Raw genomic sequence first — 19,938 nt, forward strand, 5'->3', positions numbered from 1 at the left:
ACCGGAGGGTGGCGTGGCGTCCGACATCAGGATCCTGCACACCGCCGACCTGCATCTCGATTCCCCCCTGCGCTCCCTCGCACTACGTGACGCGGGCTTGCGCGATCGCGTCGCCAATGCGACGCGCATCGCGCTGGGCCGCATCGTGGAGACGGCCATCGACCGCGAGGTGGCGGCGGTGCTGATCGCCGGCGACCTGTTCGACGGGCGCGAGCGCAGCGCCCATACCGCGGCCTTCCTGCTCCACGCGCTCGACCGCCTGCGCGGACACGGCATCCGGGTGTTTCTGATCCGCGGCAACCACGATGCCGAGAACCCGGTCACCGGCGCGATCGAGTGGCCCGACAACGTGCATCTGTTCAGCGGCCGGGGCGGCAGGGTGATGCTGGCGGACGGCGTGTGGATCCACGGGGTGAGCTTCGCGCGACCGCACGCGCCCGAGAGCCTGCTGGGTCATTTCCCGCCACCGGTGCCCGGCGCGGTCAACATCGCGATGCTGCACAGCTCGCTCGCCGGCGCGCCGGGGCACGACGTCTATGCCCCGTGCAGCGTCGCCGAGCTGGTGGCGATGGGCTTCGACTACTGGGCGCTCGGCCATGTCCACAAGCGCAGCGTGCATGCGACGGCGCCGCTGGTGGTGATGCCGGGCACGCCGCAGGGTCGCGACATCGGGGAGGCTGGGGACAAATCCGCCACCCTGCTGACCATCGCCGACGGCGCGATCGCCATCGAGGAGGTGCCGACTGCCGCGGTGCAGTTCCGTCACGGCACGCTCGACGTGACCGGGATCGACAGCGAGCAGGGCCTGCGCGAGCGTCTGCGCGCGCATCTGCGCGAACACGCCCCCGCCGCCGGCGCGCCCGCCTGCGTGCTGCGCGTCGTGCTGCGCGGGCAGACGGCGCTGCACTGGCAGATCGAGCGCGATCGCGACGTCTGGACTGAGTTCGCGACACAGACGGCGCGCGAGTTCGCCACCCTGTGGATCGACCGGCTGCTGCTGGAGCTCACCCCGAAGCCGACCGCCGCGGCCGGGGTCGGGGCCGCCGACGAGCTGGCCGGGCTGATCGACACGCTGCGCGGCGAGCCGGGTTTCGTCGCGCAGGCGCGGGACGAGGTCGATACGCTCCTGCGCGCGCTGCCGCCGGAAATCCGCGCGCGGCTGCTGCCAGACGAGACGGCGATGGGCGCGCTCGTCGAACGGCTCGCGCGGGATGGCGGGCGGGTGGTGCTGGCCAGGATGCGCGGTGCGGCACTGTCGGAGCGGGAGCCGGGCTGATGCGGCTGCAGACGCTCGATCTGATCCGGTTCGGCCATTTCACCGACCGGAGGTTCGATTTCGGCGCGAAGCCGAAGGGAGCGGATTTCCACATCATCTACGGCCGCAACGAGGCCGGCAAGACGACCACCATGGAAGGGCTGCTGCGGCTTCTCTACGGATTCAGGCCGCGCAACGAGCCGTATGAGTTCCGTCATCAGCGCGCCAATCTCCGCGTCGGCGCGACCATGGAGATCGCCGGCGGGGTGCGCAGCTTCGTGCGCATCGCCTCGGGCCGCGCCACGCTGCTCGATGGCAATGGCGCAGTACTGCCGGAGACCGCGCTGTCCCAATGCCTCGGCGGGCTGACGGAGAGCGACTACCGCAACCTGCTGTGTCTCGACGACGCCACGATCGAGCGCGGCGGCGAGGAGATCGTGCAGGCGCGGGGCGATACCGGGCGATTGCTGTTTGCCGCCGCCGCCGGACTGTCCGACCTCAGCCACATCCTCGACACGCTCCGCCGCGAGGCGGACGCGATCTGGGCCGGGCGCACCACCACCACCGTGATCGCGAAGCTGCGTCAGGAACTCAAGGTTCTCGACGAGGAGATCCGCCGCCACGAGGTCTCGGCGAACGAATGGACAACGCGCCGCAAGGCCGCCGCCGCCGCCGCCGCGACGGAAGCCGCCGCCCTGGCGCGGCGGCGCGACCTGCTGCGGCACAAGGGCGCGCTGGAGGCGCGGCTGCGCGCGCTGCCGATGCTCGACATCATCGCCGGGCTCGACCGGCGGATCGCCGCCCTGCCCTCCTGCCCGGAGCGGCTCGGCTTCGACCCCGACGAGCTGAACGACCTGCAGGCCGACGCGCGCAGCGCCGGCGACGCGATCGAACGGCTGGAGGCGGAGATCGCCGAGGCCGGCGCGCGGCGCGAGGCGCTCGCCGCGATCCCCGCCGCCCCCGGCCTGGACGCAGCACTTGCGGCGCTCGCGGAGTTGCACGCCGTCGAGACCGGCGCCGTGCGCCAGTCTGCCGTGCTGGGCCGCGAGATCGAGAGCGCCGAGGCGGAACTCCGGCGCGCGTCGGAGCGGCTCGGGCTGTCGGCTGCGGTGGCGGACGCGCCGGACGTCCCGTCGGCGGCCGTGATGAACGAACTCGCCGACGCCCGGGACCGGCTGCTGGCCGCCCGGCTGCCGCTGCCGGCGGCGCTGTCGGAACTCGAGGCGCTCGATCGCCGCCGCAGCGCGATCCGCGACACGCTCGGCGCCGATCAGGCCGCTTCCGCCCGCCCGGAGGACGGGATCGCCGCACTGCTGGCCCGTTACGACCTCGACCGACTTGCACCGCTTCATGCCACCGCCCGGCAGGTCCTGCGGGAGGCGGAGACCCAGGCGCAGAAGCGGCTGGCCGCGCTGTCGCATGCCGGAACCGCCTTCGCCGCCTTGCCCGGGTGTCGCCATTCCGCCGCGCGGGCCCAGGCGCTGGCCGACGAGCACGACTCGTGCACGGAGCAGGCGGGCCACATCGCCGATCTGATCGAACAGGCCGGCATCGACTCCGCCGCTCGTGCGGCTCGGATCGACCATCTGGCGGCGACCCATGCGGTGCTGCGGGATGCGGAGACGGAGCAGCTCCGTGACGAACGCGACAGGCTCTGGCGCCAGCACCGCGCCGCGCCCGACGAGGAATCGGCGCGCGCGTTCGAGAGCGCGCTCGACCGTCACGACGCGGCGGTGGCGGCGCGGCTGTCGCAAGCCAGCGCGCTCGGCGAGATCCGCGCCCTGGAACGCGAGCAGGCCGGGGTCGATGCGGGTGTGGCCGAGCGTCGGCGCCTGCTGGCCGAACGTCAGGACCAGCTCGCGCGCCTCGCCGGGGAGATCGAGGCGGCAGCCTCGGCGAGCGGGCTGGACGGGACGACGCTACTGCCGGCGGAGTGGGCAGGCTGGGTGCGGGCCCATGACGAGGCGCGCGCGGCCCTGCTGGCCCTCGACCAGGCGCGGACCGGGCAACGCGAGATTCTCGACAGGGCGGAGGCGCTGCGTGTGGCCCTCGCGCCGCTTCTGGGGCTCGAGGCGCCCGATTTCGAGACGGCGATCGAGGTCGCGCGGCCGCGCGCGCAGGTCGAACGCGCCGCAGCGCAGGAACGGCTCGCTTTGCAGCAGGAGCTGGACCGGCTCGATCAGGACGCCGCGCGCCGGTCCGCCGGCATCGCGACGCTGCACGCGGCGATCGACGCCGCCTCGGTCGCCTGGCACGGCGCGCTCGCCGCCCTGCCCTGGCCGATCGAGGCCCAGCTCCTGCTCGACTCGCTCGAGCCGCTGCGCAGGTTCCAGGAGGCGGCCCTTCGTCTGCGGCAGGCGCGCGGCAGGATCGCGGAGCTCGAACGCGACCGGCGGCAATTCGCCGATTCCGTAACAGCCCTTGCCTTGCGGTTCGAGGTCGCCGAAGGCGCGGATGCCGCCGCCACCCATGCCGCGCTGTCGGCGCGCCATGCCGCAGCGACGCAGGCGGCGACCGATCTTTCCACGCTCACCGACCGGATCGAGGCCGCCCGGCGCGCGCTGGCGCAGCAACAGGCCATACGCCTGCGGGTCGACGATCGGCGGCGCGCGCTTGCCGCGCTCGTAGCCCCGCAGACCGCGGATTGCGGCATCGATTCGCTGCGCCAGGCGACTCGCGCGGCGCTGGACGTGATCGCGGCGCGACAGGACCGGTCCGAACGGGTCGCCACGATGCTGCGCGATCTCGACGCGCCCGACCTGGAGGCGGCATCGGCGCTGCTCGCGGGCGCGTCGGCCACCAGCCTGCGGGCCGAGCTGGACGCCGTGGGGCATGAGCTGGGCGAACTCGAAACCCGCCTCCCCCAGGCGACCGAGGCCCGTTATGCCGCGGCGGCGGCGCTCGGCGCGATCGGTGGTGACGACGCAGCCGCCTTGCTCGGCGAACGGCGCGCGACCGTCCTGCTGGCGCTGGAAGAGGCAGCCCTCGATCACCTCGCGCTCAGCCTGGGGCACCGGTTGGCCTCGGATGCCATCGGTCGCTACCGCCACGCGCATCGCAGCGAGATGATGCAGGCGACCGAACGCGCCTTCCGGACCCTGACCGGCGGCGCCTATCACGGCATCGTCGCCGAGCGCGACGGAGAGGCTGAGGTGCTGCGCGCCGTCGACGCGACGGGTGTGTCGAAACAGGTCGCGTCGCTGTCGAAGGGGACGCGGTTCCAGCTCTTCCTCGCCCTGCGCACCGCCGCCTACGAGCGGCTCTGCGCCGAGGGGGTCAGCCTGCCGTTCCTGTGCGACGATATCTTCGAGACGTTCGACGAGGACCGCACGCGCGCCGCGTGCCGGATGATGGAGCAGGTCGGCCGGAGCGGACAGGCGATCTATCTCACGCATCATCGACACGTGGTCGACATCGCGCTGGCCAGTTGCGAACGGCCGCCGACGGTGCATTGCATCGAGTGAGATGGCGTCCCGTAGGGGATTCGAACCCCTGTTACCGCCGTGAAAGGGCGGTGTCCTAGGCCTCTAGACGAACGGGACGAGGCCGGGGGGAGGTAGCGGAGGGCACGAGCCCGGTCAAGTGCCGCTTGCGCGTTCGCCCAGCAGGCGGTCGAGATGCCCGGCGGGGGCGGCGTCGACGATGAACAGCGTCACCGAGACGGTGCCGTTCCAGCTCTCGGCGCGGAGCTGGCCGGCGAGGTCCCACCAGGTGCCGTCGCGGCGTTCGAGTTCGGCGGCGATGCGAGCCGGCGCGCCGTCGAGCGCGCGGAACAGCATCGCCTTCAGCCGCGGGCCACCGCCCTCACCTTCCACAGACAGGCGCAGCGTCCCCTGGTCCCGGCCCACCCGCTCGGCATAGGCGACCCGGACGCGGGTGACGACCACGATCGGTTCGCCATGTCCGGCACCGAACGGGGCCAGCGTCTCGATCGAACGCGCCAGCTCCACCGTCGCGGCCGCACAGGCGAGCGCGCCCTCGACGACGAGGTCGGGGGCGGTCGGCAGCTCGCGCGCGCCCGACAGCGCGCGGTCGAGATGCGTCGCGAAGGCGGGCAGCGCGGCCGCGTCGAGGCCGAAACCGGCCGCCATCGCATGACCGCCGCCGGTCTCGAGCAGCCCCGCCGCGCGGGCGTCGGCCACGGCGGCGCCGAGATCGAATCCGGGCACCGAGCGGCCGGAACCCTTCGCGCTGCCATCCGGCCCGATCGCCGCCGCGCAGGCCGGACGGTTGAAGCGTTCCTTGATCCGCCCGGCGACGATGCCGACCACGCCGGGATGCCAGTCGCGGCCGCTGACCAGCAGCACCGCGCGGCCTTCGGCGAGCTGGTCGCGCGCCTGCGCCATCGCCTCGGCCAGCAGGGCGGTCTCGACTTCCTGGCGGTCGCGGTTGACGCCGTCGAGGGTCGCTGCGATCTCGCGCGCCTCGTCCTCGGAGCGGGTCAGCAGCAGGCGCAGACCGAGATTGGCGTCGCCGATACGGCCGCCGGCATTGATCCGCGGGCCGAGGGCGAAGCCGCAGGTGGCGGCGGTGTAGGGCGCGCGCGCGCCGGCGATGTCGAGCAGCGCGGCGAGGCCGGGACGCCTGCGCTGGGCCAGCACCTTGAGCCCCTGCGTGACCAGCACGCGGTTGAACCCGGTCAGCGGCATCACGTCGCAGACCGTCGCCAGTGCCACCAGATCGAGCTGGCCGAGCAGATCGGGCGGGGCGCGATCGGCGAAGAACCCGTCGAGACGCAGCGCTCGCAGCAGCGCGGTCATGGTCAGGAAGGCGATGGCCGCCGCACACAGCCCGTGCAGCCCGGAGCCGCAGTCCGGCCGATGCGGATTGATGGTGCCGACGATGCCGGCCGGCACCTGATCGGCCTTGTGGTGATCGAGCACCGCGATGCTGGCCGCGCCCTGCATCTGCGCGAGCACGACACCCGCCGCGGTGCCGCAATCGACACAGAGCAGCAGGCTTGCGCCGCGCGCGACCAGCCCCTGCAACGCCGGCAGATTGGGTCCGTAACCCTCGGCGATACGGTCGGGGATATGGGTGTGCACGGTGCAGCCGAGGGCGCGCAGCGTCTCGGCGAGGATCGCGCTGCCGCAGGCGCCGTCGACGTCGTAATCGCCGAAGACGCCCACCGTCTCGCCGGCCCGCACCGCGCGCACCAGACGCGCGACGACGCGGTCCATGTCGGCGAGGCAGGCAGGATCCGGCATCAGTGCGCGCAGCGTAGGCGCGAGGAAATCCGCCGCCGACTCCAGTGCGATCCCGCGCCCGGCGAGCAGGCCGGCGACCAGTTCGGGGAGGCCGAGACGCTGGGCGAGTGCCAGGGCGATGCGGGATTCGCCCTCGCGCCAGACCCAGCGCCGCTCGCTCAGTGTGGACGCACGCGTGTCGTCGGATGCCGCGATCAGCGCGCCGTCCATGTCTTAATCTTGAAGTCGTGCTGGCCCTCGATGAAGCGGATGGTGCCCGACTTGCTGCGCATGACGATGGTATGGGTGATGGCGCGGCCATGCGCGAAGCGCACCCCGCGCAGCAGCGCGCCGTCGGTGACGCCCGTGGCCGAGAACAGCACGTCGCCCTTGGCCATGTCGTAGAGGCCGAGCTTGCGGCGCGGATCGCCGGACGGATCCATCTCGCGGGCACGGGCGACCTGGTCCTCGTCCTCGAACAGTAGCCGCCCCTGCATCTGGCCGTTGACGCAGCGCATCGCGGCCGCGGCCAGCACGCCTTCCGGCGCGCCACCGGAGCCGGCGAAGATGTCCACGCCACTGCCCGGCATCGCGGTGGCGACCACGGCGGCAACGTCGCCATCGGAAATCAGCATCACCCGCGCGCCGGCCTCGCGGGTGCGGGCGATCAGCTCCTCGTGGCGTGGGCGATCGAGCGTGCACAGCGTGAGTTCGGAGATGTCGCGCTTCTGCGCACGCGCCAGCTCGCGCAGGTTGGTACCGATGGTGTTGTCGAGATCGACCACGCCGTTGGGCAGGCCGGGGCCGACTGCGATCTTGTCCATGTAGATGTCGGGCGCGTGCAGGAAATTGCCGCGTTCGGCGAGGGCCACCACGGTGAGCGCGTTGGGCGCGTTCTTGGCGGTGAGGTTGGTGCCTTCAAGCGGATCGACGGCAATGTCCATCGCCGGGCCGCCAGCGCCGACCTGCTCGCCGATATAGAGCATCGGCGCCTCGTCCATCTCGCCCTCGCCGATCACCACCGTGCCGGAGATGGCGACAGCGTCGAAGGCCAGACGCATCGCTTCCACCGCGGCGCCATCGGCCTCGTTCTTCAGGCCGCGCCCGGTCCAGTTGGCCGCGGCGAGGGCCGCCGCCTCGGTGACCCGCACCAGTTCGAGCGCGAGATTGCGGTCATCGGACTGGTAGGCGCGCTTGGTGCTGGACATGGGCATCCTGTCAGGTCTGGAAATACGACCCGCAACGTCGCCCGAAAGGGCGCGTTCCGCAACGGGCCGGACCGCTATTTCGGCAGGATCGGGCTGATGGAGAAGTGGTTCGAGCAAGGCGTCTGCGGGGCAAAGGTGACAGGCACCGGGATGTCGTGCCCCGCGATCGGCGTCGTGCAGAGCTGGGCGGTCGCGCCACTGAGCGAGACATGCGTGCCGCTCATCTTCGGACTTCCGAGCCACCAGTTGTTCGCGGTGGCGAAATGACCTTGGCCGACGACGAAATCGTTGCAGGTGAACGCCCGTCCGCCGGCGGTGAACCTCAGCGTGCCGCGCACGGCGAAATTCAGCTCGTCGGGGAAGGTGCCGCGACTGTCGCAGACCAGTGTCTGTCCCGCACCCACCGCCGACTTGAACCAGGCGGCCACGAAGCTGGAGGCCTTACGCCCGGCCTTGACCAGGATACGCCCTTGCCCGCCCGGCCTGCTGACATCGGCACTGACCCCGCCCCAGGGCTGCTTGCTGTGGATGCTGTGACCCGCTTCCTGGAACGAGAATGCCTGCACGCCGGCGACATCGAAGAAGACCTCGTTGTCGCGCATCGTCACCGCAAACGCGGCACTGGCAATGACACCTGCCAGAGCGGCGCAGGGCAGGATGAGCTTGTTTCGCATTGATGTTCTCCCGACCGGAATGGACGCAGCGCGCCAAAACTGGTCGTGGATCGACACCACTTCAATATGAATCGTTACAAAATCGGGAAGTTTTTTATTCCCTGTTTCCGAATTTTTTCTATCCCGATTTGGCGGACCGCACCAGTTCGAGTGCATGGCTGTGGTCGCCGGACTGGTGGACGCGTCTGGTGCTGGACATGGAGATCCTTTGCGTCCGCAAGAAAGCACGGTCGTAAGTCGCCCGAATGGTCGGTCCCCGCAACGTCAGACTGGCTCAATACGATACGATACCATATGGAATTGAATTACGGATGGACTTGGATTACGGATCGCTGGACGGCAGGGAGAACGACCATGGCGCGCCGGCGTGAGCGACAACGCCCGACCCGAGAGCAGACCGGCGAGCAGATCCTCGACGGCGCGGCACAGGCCTTCGCGGAGCGGGGCTTTCACGGGGCGTCGCTCGACAACATCGCCGGACGCGTCGGTCTCACCAAGGGCGCGTTCCAGTCGAGCTTCCGCTCCAAGGAGGAGCTGTTTCTGGCGCTCTACGACCGCGTGATCCTGCGCATCCACGAACGGCTGGTCACGGCCCTGCGCAGTGTCAACGACGACGACATCTCGCTGGTGGACGCGCTGCGTGGTTTCGCGCGCGCCTACCCGCTCGATCGCAACTGGTATCTGCTCAACGCGGAATTCACCCTCTATGCGATCCGGCAGCCCGCGATCGCGCCGATGCTGGCGGAGCGCAAGCGCCGCCTGCTCGACGACATCGCCGGGACCATCGAGGATTTCCTCCGCCGGCGCGGCGCGCGCCTCGCCGCGGCACCCGAGCGCGTCGCGCGCCTGCTGATGGCGATCTACGACGGCAACCTCGCACAGAGCCTGGTCGATCCGCAGGCCATCGCCCCCGGGGAGCTCCTGGTCGATCTCGGCGTGCCGCTACTGGAATCGCTGATCCAGCCCGACGGGCAGGCTGGCGCATGAACCACCGTCCGGCCGGAGGGAACGCCGCGCCGGCGTTCGACGCGCGCCAGGCGTCGCTGCGCACCATGACGGAGATCCGGGCCATCGAGCCGTTCGGACTGCCTCCCGATCTGCCGTGCAACACCTACGCTGTTCTCTGCCGGGCCGCAGGGAAGACACCGGATCGGATCGCGCTGAGTTTCTTCGCCGAGGCGCGTGCGTTTCGCCGGGCGCGGCACTGGAGCTTTGCCGAGCTTCTCGGCGAGGTCACCAAATTCGCCAACGTGCTCTACGGACTCGGCATTCGGGCGGACGACGTCACCGCGATCATGCTGCCCAACCTGCCGGAGACGCACATGGCGCTCTGGGGGGCGGAGGCGGCCGGGATCGCGATGCCGCTCAACCCGCTGAGCGAGGTCAGCATGCTGGCCGCGCTGCTCAACGCGGCGAAGGCCCGCGTGCTGGTGACGCTGTCGCCGTTTCCAGGCACGGATCTGCATGAGAAGGCCACTGCCCTCGCCCGGATGGTACCGACATTGCGGCACATTCTGCTGATCGATCCGGCGGCCCATGTGCGCGGCTTGCGCGGCGTCGCCGCCCGGCTGACGTCATGGCGCTCACGTCTGCGCCACGCGGCGTTTCCGCCGGAAGTCAGCGTGTCGTCCTTGGCCGTGCGGATGCGGACGGCGCAGAGCCTTGCCCTGCGGGGTGCGCGCCTGATCGCGCCGACCGACATTGCGTCGTATTTCGCGACCGGGGGCACCACAGGCCTGCCGAAGATCGCGGTGCGCACGCATGGGCAGGAAGTCGCCAACGTGTGGATGATGACGCGCACGCTCGGCGGCGCGATCAGCAGCGAGTCGACGATGTTCTGCGGCCTGCCGCTGTTTCACGTCAATGCAGCGCTGGTCAGCGGACTTGCCTGTTTCCTGCGCGGCGCGCGCGTCGTGCTCGGCAGCCCGCAGGGCTTCCGGGGACCGGGGCTGATCGACCATTTCTGGCAGATCGTCGAACATTACCGCATCAATACGTTCAGCGCCGTGCCGACCGTGCTGGTGGCACTGCTCGACCGGCCGGTGGGCGCGTCCGACATCTCGTCACTCGCCTGCGTGTTCTGCGGCGCAGCCCCCCTTTCGGCCGATCTGCTGCGCCGCTTCGAGGCCCATGCCGGCGTGGCCGTCATCGAGGGCTACGGCCTGACCGAGACGGCCTGTGCCGCGGCGGTCAACCCGATCGAGGGGGAGCGCCAGCCGGGATCCGTCGGCTTCGCCCTGCCGCTGACCGAGATCCGGATCCTCCTGCGCGACGCCGAGGGACGCTTCATCCGCGATGCGGCGCCCGACGAGGTCGGCACGGTCGCGATCTGCGGTCCGCATGTGTTCAGCGGCTATCTTGATGGATCGCACAACAAGGGGCTGTGGATCGATCGGGGCGATGGCCGGCGCTGGCTCGACACCGGCGATCTGGGGCGGCTCGACGCGCGCGGCTGCCTGTGGCTCACCGGCCGGGCGAAGGACCTGATCATCCGCGGCGGCCACAACATCGACCCTGCGATCATCGAGGAAGCGCTGCTGCGGCACCCGGCCGTGCTGCACGCCGCGGCGATCGGCCGCCCGGACGCCTATGCCGGCGAGATCCCTGTCGCCTATGTGCAGCTCCGCCCCGGCGCCACCACGACGCCTGCGGCCCTGCTCGCCGATGTGTCCGGCCAGATCGCCGAGCGCGCGGCCATTCCCAGGGCGATCATGATCCTCGACGCGATGCCGCTGACACCGGTCGGCAAGATCCACAAACCCAGCCTGCGTCTTCTCGAATTGACCGAACTGGCGACGTCGCAGCTGCGAGAGCGCGGGATTGCGTTCTCATCCGTACGCGCGGAACCCGGATCCGAAGGCGTCCCGACCCTCGTGGTGCACGCCGGATCCTCATCGCAATCCGCCGTCCTCGGGGCGTTCGAGCCGCTCGGGACGCCCGTCCTCTTCACCCAGGACGCCGGCGGAGGGTGAAGATCGCAACACGAACGCAGAGGAAAGGAGGCCCCGGTCCGATTGGAGAGATGTGATCGTCACGCCTGACAATGACAAAAAAGGAAACGTCCGTTGAGAAACAAAACAAGATCGAGGCGCCTGCTCGGCGTGATCGCCGCGGCCGCGGCAGCTGTCGGCCTGGGCGGGGGCGCACAGTCAGCCGCGGCCATTCCGCTGCCGGCGGAGGATGCGTTCTACACGCCGCCGCCGAATCTGGCCTCCCTGCCCAATGGCGCCATCATCCGTCAGCGGGATGCCGTCTTCGGTCTCAGTCCGAGCGGCGTCGCGAAACTGGCGGCGGATGCTTTCGGCCTCGCCGCAGGCCAGCTCCTGTCGTCCGCAACGCAGGCGATCGCCAATGGCTTCGTGACCTACCAGGTTCTCTACAAATCCACCGATGGCGCCGGAGCGCCGGTCGCGGAAGCAGCGACGATCCTGATCCCGAACCTGCCCTGGGCCGGTTCCGGCACGCGCCCGGTGATTTCCTATCAGACGGCCGAGGACTCGGTCTCGACAAATTGCCAGCCGTCCTATGTCCTGCAGGCCGGCCTGCTCGCGCAAGGAGGGGGCGCCCTGTCGGGCTCGCTGGAGGCGCTGCTCGCCCTGCCGGCGCTGCTGAAGGGGTATGCCATCGTCTATCCCGACTATGAGGGACCGCAATCACAATGGCTCGCCGGCCCGCAGGCGGGACATGCGACGCTCGACGGCCTGAGAGCGGCACTGCATTCCGGGCACGGGCTGAGCCCATCGACGCAGGTCGCGCTGTGGGGCTATTCGGGCGGCGGCGGCGCTACCGCGTGGACGGCAACGCTCGCCGGGTCCTACGCGCCGGAGTTGAACGTCGTCGGTGCTGCCATCGGGGCCACCTCCAATTCCGACCTTGCCGCGGTGTTCAAATCCGTCGACGGCAGCCTGATCGTGGGCTTCCTGCCCACAGGCATCGTAGGGACGACGCGAGCGACACCGATCGATCTCGGCCAGGTTCTGACGAATGACGGCATAGCCCTGGTCCAGAAGGCAGCCGATCCGAACAAGTGCCTCGGACAGGAGATCCTGACCTTCGCGACGGCGGGTCGAATGGAGAAATACTCCGTCGATCCAAACAGGGATTTCACCCAGATTCCGATCGTCAGGCAGTTGCTGACGGCAAACAGCATCGTCGGGCAGAGCGTCGCGCCAGCATTGCCGATCCTCAACTACCATGAGGCCTTCGACAAGGTCGTGCCGGTCTCGGCGGACAATGCCATGGCCCAGCAATGGTGCCGTGCCGGGACATCCGTTGAGATCATCCGTTATTCCACGCCGATCGTCATCGATCCCACCCGACTGGCCGGGCATGTGCTGGGCGCAGCGGAGGGATATCTCGCGGCCCTGCAGTACATCTCCAACCGCTTCGCCGGACTGCCGCAACGCAATGACTGCCCCAATGCCAATCTGTGGGCAGGGCTGCCGCTGCTGCCCTATCTGCCGGGCCTGGCACGCTGACCCGCAGGCCCGCTCCGGGGATGCCGGGGCGGGTCTGTCGCGGCGGATTCACAACACCCTCTAGCCGGCCTCGATGCGGATCATCGCCGGCGGTTCCAGAACCACCGACAGGCCGGCGAGGCGCTCGATCGCCTTCTGCATCGACGATTCGCCGGTCTCGTGAGTGAGCAGCACGATCGCCACCGCCTCGCCGGGCGCGCGGCCGTGCTGCAGCATGCTTTTCAGCGACACGCCCGCATCGCGCAGGGCGGCGGCGACCTCGGCGATCACGCCGGGACGGTCGGTGACGTTCAGCCTCAGGTAATAGGCGCCGCGATGCTGGCTCATCGGCATCGAGCTCGCCGATTGCAGCGTCGCACTCGCTGCCCCCCAGACCGGAGCGGCATGGCCGCGGGCGAGGTCGATCAGGTCGGCGACCACCGCGGTCGCGGTCGGGCCCGCGCCGGCGCCGCGCCCTTCGAGCATCACCCGGCCCACGAAATCGCCCTCGGCCACCACCGCGTTGAACACGCCCTCGACCTGAGCCACGGGTGCGGATTGCGGCACCAGGCAGGGATGCACCCGCGTCTCGATGCCGGCAGCGCTGCGGCTGGCGATGCCGAGCAGCTTGATGCGGTAGCCGAGCTGGCGGGCGAAATCGATGTCCTGCGCGCTGATGCGGCGGATGCCCTCGACATGCACGGAGGCGAAATCCACCGGCCGGCCGAAGGCGAGCGCGGCGAGGATGGCGAGCTTGTGGGCGGCGTCGATGCCGTCGATGTCGGTGGAGGGATCGGCCTCGGCATAGCCGAGCGCCTGCGCATCGGCGAGCACAGAGGCGAAGTCGCGCCCGGTCTCGCGCATGGTGGTCAGGATGTAGTTGCAGGTGCCGTTGAGGATGCCACCGATCCGGGTCAGACGGTCGGCGGCCAGCCCCTCGCGCACCGCCTTGATGACCGGGATGCCGCCGGCCACCGCCGCCTCGAAGGCGAGGGCCACGCCGCGGCTCTCGGCCAGCCGGGCGAGGCGCGCGCCATGCACGGCGATCAGCGCCTTGTTGGCGGTGACCACCGGCTTGCCGGCGTCGAGTGCGGCCTCGACCAGTCGCGCCGCCGGCCCGTCCGCCCCGCCGATCAGCTCGACCACGACATCCACCTCGGGGTCGGTGGCGAGGGCGCCGCTGTCGTCGTGCCAGCGCAGGTCGGAGACGTCGATGCCGCGCTCGCGGGCACGGTCGCGCGCCGAGATCGCGGTAACCACGATCGGCCGGCCGGCGCGCGCGGCAACGAGATCGGCATTGGCGCGCAGCAGGCGCACCACCCCCGCGCCCACCGTGCCGAGCCCGGCGATGCCGATGCGCAGGGCGGTGGTGCAGGCGCGGTCCGCGCCGTGCTGGCGGGGCTTTTCGGCGACGTCGCTCATCATCGGGTCCGCTTCAGGAGGCTTTTTCGAGCGACGCGCCGGTGTCGGTGTCGGCACCCGGCGAGTTCTGCCGCCCGGTCAGGAAGGCGCGGATGTTGCGCGTCGCCTGGCGCAGGCGCTGGGTGTTCTCGACCAGGCCGATGCGCACGAAGCCGTCGCCATGCTCGCCGAAGCCCAGCCCGGGGGCGACCGCCACGCCGGCATTGGCCAGCAGCAGCTTGGAGAACTCCACGCTGCCGAGATGGGCGTATTTCGGCGGGATCGGCGCCCAGGCGAACATCGAGCCGTCGGGAGCAGGCACGTCCCAGCCGGCCGCCGACAGGCCGCGCAGCAGCACGTCGCGGCGCTCCTTGTAGAGCGCGCGGATGTCGGCGACGCAGTCCTGCGGCCCGTTGAGCGCGGTGACGGCGGCGACCTGGATCGGGGTGAAGGCGCCGTAGTCGAGATAGGACTTGATGCGCGTCAGCGCGGAAATCAGATGCGGGTTGCCGGCGGCAAATCCCATCCGCCAGCCGGCCATCGAATAGGTCTTCGACATCGAGGTGAACTCGACGGCGATCTCCTTCGCCCCCTCCACCTGCAGGATCGAGGGCGGCGGGGTGTCGCCGAAATAGATCTCGCAATAGGCGAGATCCGACAGGATCCAGATGCCCTCGCGGCGGCAGAAGGCGACGATTTCCTTGTAAAAGTCGAGATCGGCGACGAAGGCGGTCGGGTTGGACGGGAAGTTGACGATCAGCGCGGTCGGTTTGGGCACCGAATGGCGCACCGCGCGGTCGAGCGCGCGCAGCATCTCCTCGCCCGGCTCGGCCGGGATCGAGCGCACCGAGGCGCCGGCGATGATGAAGCCGAACTGGTGGATTGGATAGGACGGGTTGGGCACCAGGATGGTGTCGCCCGGGCTGGTGATGGCGGAAGCGAGATTGGCCAGCCCTTCCTTGGAGCCGATGGTGGCCACCACCTCGGTCTCCGGGTCGAGCTTCACGCCGAAGCGGCGCGCGTAGTAGCCGGCGAGGGCCTTGCGCAGGCCGGGGATGCCCTTGGAGGTCGAATAGCGGTGGCTGCGCGGGTCGGCGACGGTCTCGACCAGCTTCGCGACGATATGCGGCGGGGTCGGGCTGTCGGGATTGCCCATGCCGAGATCGATGATGTCCTCACCGGCGGCGCGCGCGGCGGCCTTGGCCTTGTTCACCTCGGCGAACACGTAGGGCGGCAGGCGGCGGATGCGGTGGAATTCTTCGGTCATCACTCAGGTCTCGGTTGAACGTCCCCGTGCGCCGGTGGCGGGCACGGGGCTGGCAGCAAACGCGCTCGGAGCGGGCAGCGCAAGCACGAACAGGCATCGCAGGGCTCGTCCATGCGTCATTTTCGACCCCGCCCCCTCACGGGGCGATCGTCACCGCCCCGGCGCCGTTGCGGCGGAGGATGTCGGCGAGCGCTCCCGAGCGCTTCAGCCCGTCGACAAAAGCGCTCAGCGCGTCGATCGCCTCCACCCCCTTGTCGGCGGAGGTGCCGATCGCCTGGCCGATGGTCATGAACGCACCGTCCAGCAGACGCAGGCCGCCCAGGCGCTGACGGTCGGCCTCGAGCTGCTGGCGCACCCCGGCCGCCACCTCGCAGCCCTGGGCGATGAATTGCGGCACCACCTCCTGCGAGGTCGGCACGCGGACGATCCGGGCATGCCGCAGGTGGCGGGTGAGGAACAGGTCATAGGCGCTGGCGGTCGCGGTCACGACGCGGTGGGCCGCATCGTCCACCTCGTCAAGGTCGCGGATCGGCGAGGTATTCGCCACCAGATAGCAGCCCTCGATCAGCACGTAGGGCGGGGTGAAGGCGATGCCCTGCCCGCGCTCGGGATCGACGGCGAAGAAGCCGATATCGGCCTGCCCGTGCCGCACCGCTTCCACCGCCTGCCTGGCGGAATCGACCACCAGATGCGTGACCTCGACGCCGAGCTCATGCGCGAGCGCTGCGGCGATGTCGACCGACACACCGCTCACGCTGCCATCCGCCGCGCGTCGCGCCAGCACCGCGTTGCCCGGATTGATCGCCGCGCGCAGCCGGCCGTCGGGAGCGAGGGCGGACATCAGGGCTGCTCCACGATTCGCACGTCGTGACCGAACGCATCCGCCGCCAGCCGCACTGCGCCCTGCGGCACGCCATCAGCGACCAGCATGCCGGCAACGACCTTCGCCCGACGCCAGGCGAGGGCGAGGGCGGCGACCTGCGCGTCCGGCTGCGCGGAGATGGCGTCGCCATAGCCATGCACGATGATCGTGCCGTGCCGCCAGCGCCCGGCGACGCCGCGCACCTGACCGCCCTCGCCGTTCTGAAGGGTATCGGCGCGCCAGTCGAAGGCGACGTCGGTGCCGGTCTCGACCAGGGGCGGGATGTCGGGCGGCTTCGGGGTGGCGTGGTGGGTGACGGTGATGCCGTGGATCCAGGGAATCGGCGGCGGTGCGGGGGCGAAATCGGGCATCGGCGCATTGGTCGCCTCGGCCGGCGGGGCGGCCTGCAACTCCGGCATGGCGATGTCGGGCGCGTCGTCCGCCGCGGCATTCGGCGCCGGCTTCGCGGCCGGTTTCGGTGTCGGAGCGGGAGGCGGTGCCGTTTCCGGCGTGGAGGCGGCAAAGACGAGCTGCGAGCGCTGCGAATCGGCGGCGGGCGCCGGTGGTGCGGCTGGAGGCGCGGGCTTTGCCGGCACGCCCGGCTTCGCTCCGGTAGCCGGTGCGGTGCCGACCTGCGTGCCGGGCGGCGGCAGCGGGTTGTCCGCGTCGCGTCGCAGGGCGGCGTTGCGCTGGTCGACCAGAGTGTTGGTCAGCGCGATCCGCTCCTGCGGGCTGGGCAGGGCGGGAGGTGCGGTCGGCGTGGTGCCGATCAGCGGATAGGGCTGGCCGAGCCCGGGCGGCGGCGGGCGGTCCTGGGCGATGCGGCCGCCCTCGAGGCCGTGCCACCAGTCGACCGGCGTCTCGACGGCGTCATGATGCCCGCAGCCGGACATGCCCAGCAGGACCGGCAGGCACAGGCCCCATCCGCGTTTCGACCCGAGCACCCTGATGACCTCCTGCGGTGGCGTGTTGCGTTTGCGCGCCCCCTTCCTATCTCAGCAGAGACAAATTAACGACTGCCTGCCAATCGACATTCCACCCCCCTTGCCACAGGATGACGCGAAAGCCGCCTCGTCCTGCGGGGCGCACGCGATGGATGAACCGGAGACCAGCATGACTTTCCACAACCTCACGCGGGCCGATGACGAGGACCCCGATGTCCCCGCCCCGCAGGGGCCGGAGCCGAAGGAGCCGGATGACAACAAGAGTCTCGGCAGCCCGGTCAACGAGCTGGAGCGCCGGCTGTTCGACCAGCGCAAGGTGCTGCTGTTCGGCGCCATCGACGACAAGGTGGCCCGGGACGTCACCGGCCGGCTGCTCGCCCTGGCGGGTGCGTCCGACAAGCCGATCGATCTGTATGTCAACTCGCCCGGCGGTCATGTCGAGAGCGGCGACACCATCCACGACATGATCCGCTTCGTCGATCCGATCGCCCCGGTGCGCATCATCGGCACCGGCTGGGTGGCATCGGCCGGCGCGCTGATCTTCGTCGCCGGCCACAAGGACCGCCGATTCTGCCTGCCCAAGACCCGTTTCATGATCCACCAGCCGCTCGGCGGCGTGCGCGGTCCGGCGGTCGACATCGACATCGAGGCACGCGAGATCGTCAAGATGCGCGAGCGGCTGAACCGGCTGTTCGCCGAGGAGACCGGCCAGACCTACGAGAAGGTCGCCAAGGACAGCGACCGCAACTACTGGATGAGCGCGGAAGAGGCGATCGCCTACGGCATGGTGACGAAGATCATCACCTCGGCCAAGGAGCTGTCGTCGTGACGCCGAGCGACATCGACCGCGTCCAGACCTACCTGCGCCGGCTGTTCGGCACGGCGCGGCTGAAGGTGGTGCCGCCGCCGAAGAAGGGCCTGACCGTCGAGGTCAGCATCGATGACGAGGTGATCGGCACGCTGCATCGCGACGAGGAGGAGGGCGAGGTGTCGTATTCGATGAACGTCATCATCCTCGAGGAGGACCTGCCTCCGGTGCCCAAGACTCCGGCACGGGCCGGCGCGAGAAAATAGGAAAAAGCGGCCCCCACGGGCCGCTTTTTTTCATTGGAATGCACGTTCCAAACGCCGGGCGGCTGCGAACAGGCGCGCCTCGGCCCAGGGCGGTGCGATGAGCTGCACCCCCAGCGGCAGTGCGGCGCCCGGGACCGGGGCGGCGATCACCGGCAGGCCGACGAAGCTGATCGGCTGCGCATACAGACCGAGATTGGCGCGCGCCGAGACCTCCACCCCGTCCAGGATGATGGTCGCATCGCCGATCGGGGGCGCCGACACGGGTGTCGCCGGGGCGAGCAGCAGGTCGAACTCCTCGAACACCGCCGACACCTGCGCGGCGAAGGCGCGGCGGACGCGCTGGGCGTGGTGGACCACCGACGCCGGCAGCATCGTCCCGGCCAGCAGGCGGTCGCGCACCGCCGGGTCGTACAGATCGGCATGGGTGCGCAGGATCGGCAGATGCAGCGCACCGCCCTCTGCGCCCGTGATGCAGAACGCCGCGGAGCGCGCCGCCTCGGCCATCGGCAGTGTGACGTCATGGCGCGTCCCGCCCTCGGCGAGCATGGCGGCAGCGCGCTCCACCGCCGCCCCGGCCTGGCCGTCGGCGCGATCGGCGAACCAGCCGCCGAGCACGCCGATGCGCAGGCCCGGCGCCTGCGCGTCGAGGTCGCCGACCGGATCGACACGACCGGTGCAGGCCGGATCGCGCGGGTCGCCGCCCTGCATCAGCTCGTAGGCAAGGGCGAGATCGCGCACCGAGCGGGCGAACGGGCCGACATGGTCGAAGCTGGCGACGAACGGCCAGGCGCCGGCCCGCGACAGTCGGCCATAGGTCGGCTTGAGGCCCCAGATGCCGCACAGCGAGGCGGGCACGCGGATCGAGCCGTTGGTGTCGCTGCCGAGCGTGATCGCCGCGAGTCCCGCCGCCACCGCCGCCGCCGAGCCACCTGACGAGCCGCCGGCGATCCGCTGCGGATCGGCAGGATTGCGGGTCGGGCCGACATGGGCATTCTCGGTCGAGAACCCGTAGGCGAACTCGTCCATGTTGAGCGCGCCGACCAGCACCGCACCGGCGCCCCGCAGCCGGGCCAGCGCGGTGGCGTCCCGGGTCGGTGGCGGCAGGCCCAGGGCGCCGAGCACCTTCGATCCGGCCCGGGTCGGCAGGCCGGCGATATCGAACAGGTTCTTCACCGCCACCGGCACCCCGGTGAGCGGGCCAGGGTCCTCGCCACGGGCCAGGGCGGCGTCGATCGCCGCCGCCTCGCCGCGGGCCGCGTCCACGCGCAGATCGGTGTAGCAGTTCAGCACCGGATCGCGGGCCGCGATGGCGTCCAGCGTCGCCTCCAGCAGGGCTGCGGCGCTGGTGGTGCCGTCGCGGATCGCGGTGGCCTGTGCGACCGCGTCGTCCATCAGCAGCGTCGCGCTCATGGCGCGTCGCCGGGACGAAACACCGGCGCCGGCTCCGCCTCGGGCGGCAGCGGCACCGCCAGCGCGATCGCCGCATGGCGCGACAGCAGCGCGAGATTGGCGGCGATCCCCGGCCGGTGCTCCGGCAAGACATGGAGGCCCAGGATCGCGGCTGCCTCATCGATCACACCGTCGATCAGCCCGTCGGAAAGCTCGGCCAT

At 70.6% G+C, this 19,938-nt stretch carries 16 protein-coding genes and 1 tRNA gene; 7 read left to right on the top strand and 10 right to left on the bottom strand.

Annotated elements, in window-relative coordinates; all coding sequences use genetic code 11:
* Positions 1-13: 13 nt before the first annotated feature.
* Together FHR90_RS06250 and FHR90_RS06255 are read left to right on the top strand one after the other, a co-directional pair.
* Entirely contained in the window at positions 14-1,276 is a 1,263-nt protein-coding gene (locus tag FHR90_RS06250) for a metallophosphoesterase (protein ID WP_221188228.1), read from the top strand.
* Complete coding sequence (locus tag FHR90_RS06255; RefSeq protein WP_183274930.1) at positions 1,276-4,719, top strand: ATP-binding protein; 3,444 nt, start codon at positions 1,276-1,278, stop codon at positions 4,717-4,719. Before FHR90_RS06250 ends, FHR90_RS06255 begins: the two co-directional genes overlap by 1 nt.
* 2 nt (positions 4,720-4,721) lie before the next feature.
* On the opposite strand, the gene FHR90_RS06260 is transcribed toward FHR90_RS06255, so the two are convergent.
* From FHR90_RS06260 to FHR90_RS06275, 4 genes are all read right to left on the bottom strand, one after another.
* Positions 4,722-4,797 (bottom strand) — tRNA-Glu (locus tag FHR90_RS06260).
* Positions 4,798-4,833: 36 nt separating this feature from the next.
* Positions 4,834-6,672: a single-stranded-DNA-specific exonuclease RecJ gene (gene recJ / locus FHR90_RS06265; RefSeq protein WP_183274931.1), complete on the bottom strand. Its 1,839-nt coding sequence runs from the start codon at positions 6,670-6,672 to the stop codon at positions 4,834-4,836.
* Positions 6,657-7,655: a class II fructose-bisphosphatase gene (gene glpX / locus FHR90_RS06270; protein ID WP_394367834.1), complete on the bottom strand. Its 999-nt coding sequence runs from the start codon at positions 7,653-7,655 to the stop codon at positions 6,657-6,659. The genes recJ and glpX overlap by 16 nt, the downstream gene beginning before the upstream one ends.
* A 68-nt stretch (positions 7,656-7,723) precedes the next feature.
* The gene (locus FHR90_RS06275) at positions 7,724-8,323 is read right to left on the bottom strand and encodes a hypothetical protein (RefSeq protein WP_176623476.1); all 600 of its coding nucleotides are present in this window, start codon (positions 8,321-8,323) and stop codon (positions 7,724-7,726) included.
* A 354-nt stretch (positions 8,324-8,677) separates the two neighbouring features.
* Here FHR90_RS06275 and FHR90_RS06280 point away from each other — a divergent pair, with 354 nt between their 5' ends.
* The 3 genes from FHR90_RS06280 to FHR90_RS06290 all read left to right on the top strand — a co-directional run bounded on the left by FHR90_RS06280 (position 8,678) and on the right by FHR90_RS06290 (position 12,801).
* Complete coding sequence (locus FHR90_RS06280) at positions 8,678-9,310, top strand: TetR/AcrR family transcriptional regulator (protein ID WP_176623474.1); 633 nt, start codon at positions 8,678-8,680, stop codon at positions 9,308-9,310.
* The gene (locus FHR90_RS06285) at positions 9,307-11,295 is read left to right on the top strand and encodes an acyl-CoA synthetase (RefSeq protein ID WP_176623471.1); all 1,989 of its coding nucleotides are present in this window, start codon (positions 9,307-9,309) and stop codon (positions 11,293-11,295) included. The genes FHR90_RS06280 and FHR90_RS06285 overlap by 4 nt, the downstream gene beginning before the upstream one ends.
* A gap of 93 nt (positions 11,296-11,388) precedes the next feature.
* On the top strand, positions 11,389-12,801 hold the full coding sequence (locus tag FHR90_RS06290; protein ID WP_176623469.1) for a lipase family protein: 1,413 nt from the start codon (positions 11,389-11,391) through the stop codon (positions 12,799-12,801).
* A gap of 60 nt (positions 12,802-12,861) precedes the next feature.
* On the opposite strand, the gene FHR90_RS06295 is transcribed toward FHR90_RS06290, so the two are convergent.
* The 4 genes from FHR90_RS06295 to FHR90_RS06310 all read right to left on the bottom strand — a co-directional run bounded on the left by FHR90_RS06295 (position 12,862) and on the right by FHR90_RS06310 (position 17,254).
* Entirely contained in the window at positions 12,862-14,202 is a 1,341-nt protein-coding gene (locus FHR90_RS06295) for a homoserine dehydrogenase (protein ID WP_183274932.1), read from the bottom strand.
* Between the two features lie 13 nt (positions 14,203-14,215).
* Entirely contained in the window at positions 14,216-15,448 is a 1,233-nt protein-coding gene (locus tag FHR90_RS06300; RefSeq protein WP_176625649.1) for an LL-diaminopimelate aminotransferase, read from the bottom strand.
* Positions 15,449-15,584: 136 nt separating this feature from the next.
* Positions 15,585-16,289, bottom strand: a complete 705-nt coding sequence (locus tag FHR90_RS06305) for a transporter substrate-binding domain-containing protein (protein WP_176625651.1) — start codon at positions 16,287-16,289, stop codon at positions 15,585-15,587.
* Positions 16,289-17,254, bottom strand: a complete 966-nt coding sequence (locus FHR90_RS06310; protein ID WP_183274933.1) for a hypothetical protein — start codon at positions 17,252-17,254, stop codon at positions 16,289-16,291. The genes FHR90_RS06305 and FHR90_RS06310 overlap by 1 nt, the downstream gene beginning before the upstream one ends.
* A gap of 169 nt (positions 17,255-17,423) precedes the next feature.
* On the opposite strand from FHR90_RS06310, the gene FHR90_RS06315 reads away from it, so the two are divergent.
* Together FHR90_RS06315 and FHR90_RS06320 are read left to right on the top strand one after the other, a co-directional pair.
* Positions 17,424-18,083, top strand: a complete 660-nt coding sequence (locus tag FHR90_RS06315) for an ATP-dependent Clp protease proteolytic subunit (protein ID WP_176626329.1) — start codon at positions 17,424-17,426, stop codon at positions 18,081-18,083.
* Positions 18,080-18,328 (top strand): DUF3126 family protein, encoded by a 249-nt coding sequence (locus FHR90_RS06320; RefSeq protein WP_176626331.1) that lies wholly within the window; start codon positions 18,080-18,082, stop codon positions 18,326-18,328. The genes FHR90_RS06315 and FHR90_RS06320 overlap by 4 nt, the downstream gene beginning before the upstream one ends.
* A 30-nt stretch (positions 18,329-18,358) precedes the next feature.
* Here FHR90_RS06320 and FHR90_RS06325 read toward each other — a convergent pair whose 3' ends face one another.
* A complete protein-coding gene (locus FHR90_RS06325; RefSeq protein ID WP_183274934.1) occupies positions 18,359-19,738 on the bottom strand; it encodes an AtzE family amidohydrolase in 1,380 nt (459 codons plus the stop codon).
* Positions 19,735-19,938 carry an AtzG-like protein gene (locus FHR90_RS06330; protein ID WP_183274935.1) on the bottom strand — a complete coding sequence of 68 codons (204 nt, stop codon included), beginning with the start codon at positions 19,936-19,938 and terminating at the stop codon, positions 19,735-19,737. Before FHR90_RS06330 ends, FHR90_RS06325 begins: the two co-directional genes overlap by 4 nt.

The organism is Endobacter medicaginis, from assembly GCF_014192375.1.
Lineage (GTDB): Bacteria > Pseudomonadota > Alphaproteobacteria > Acetobacterales > Acetobacteraceae > Endobacter > Endobacter medicaginis.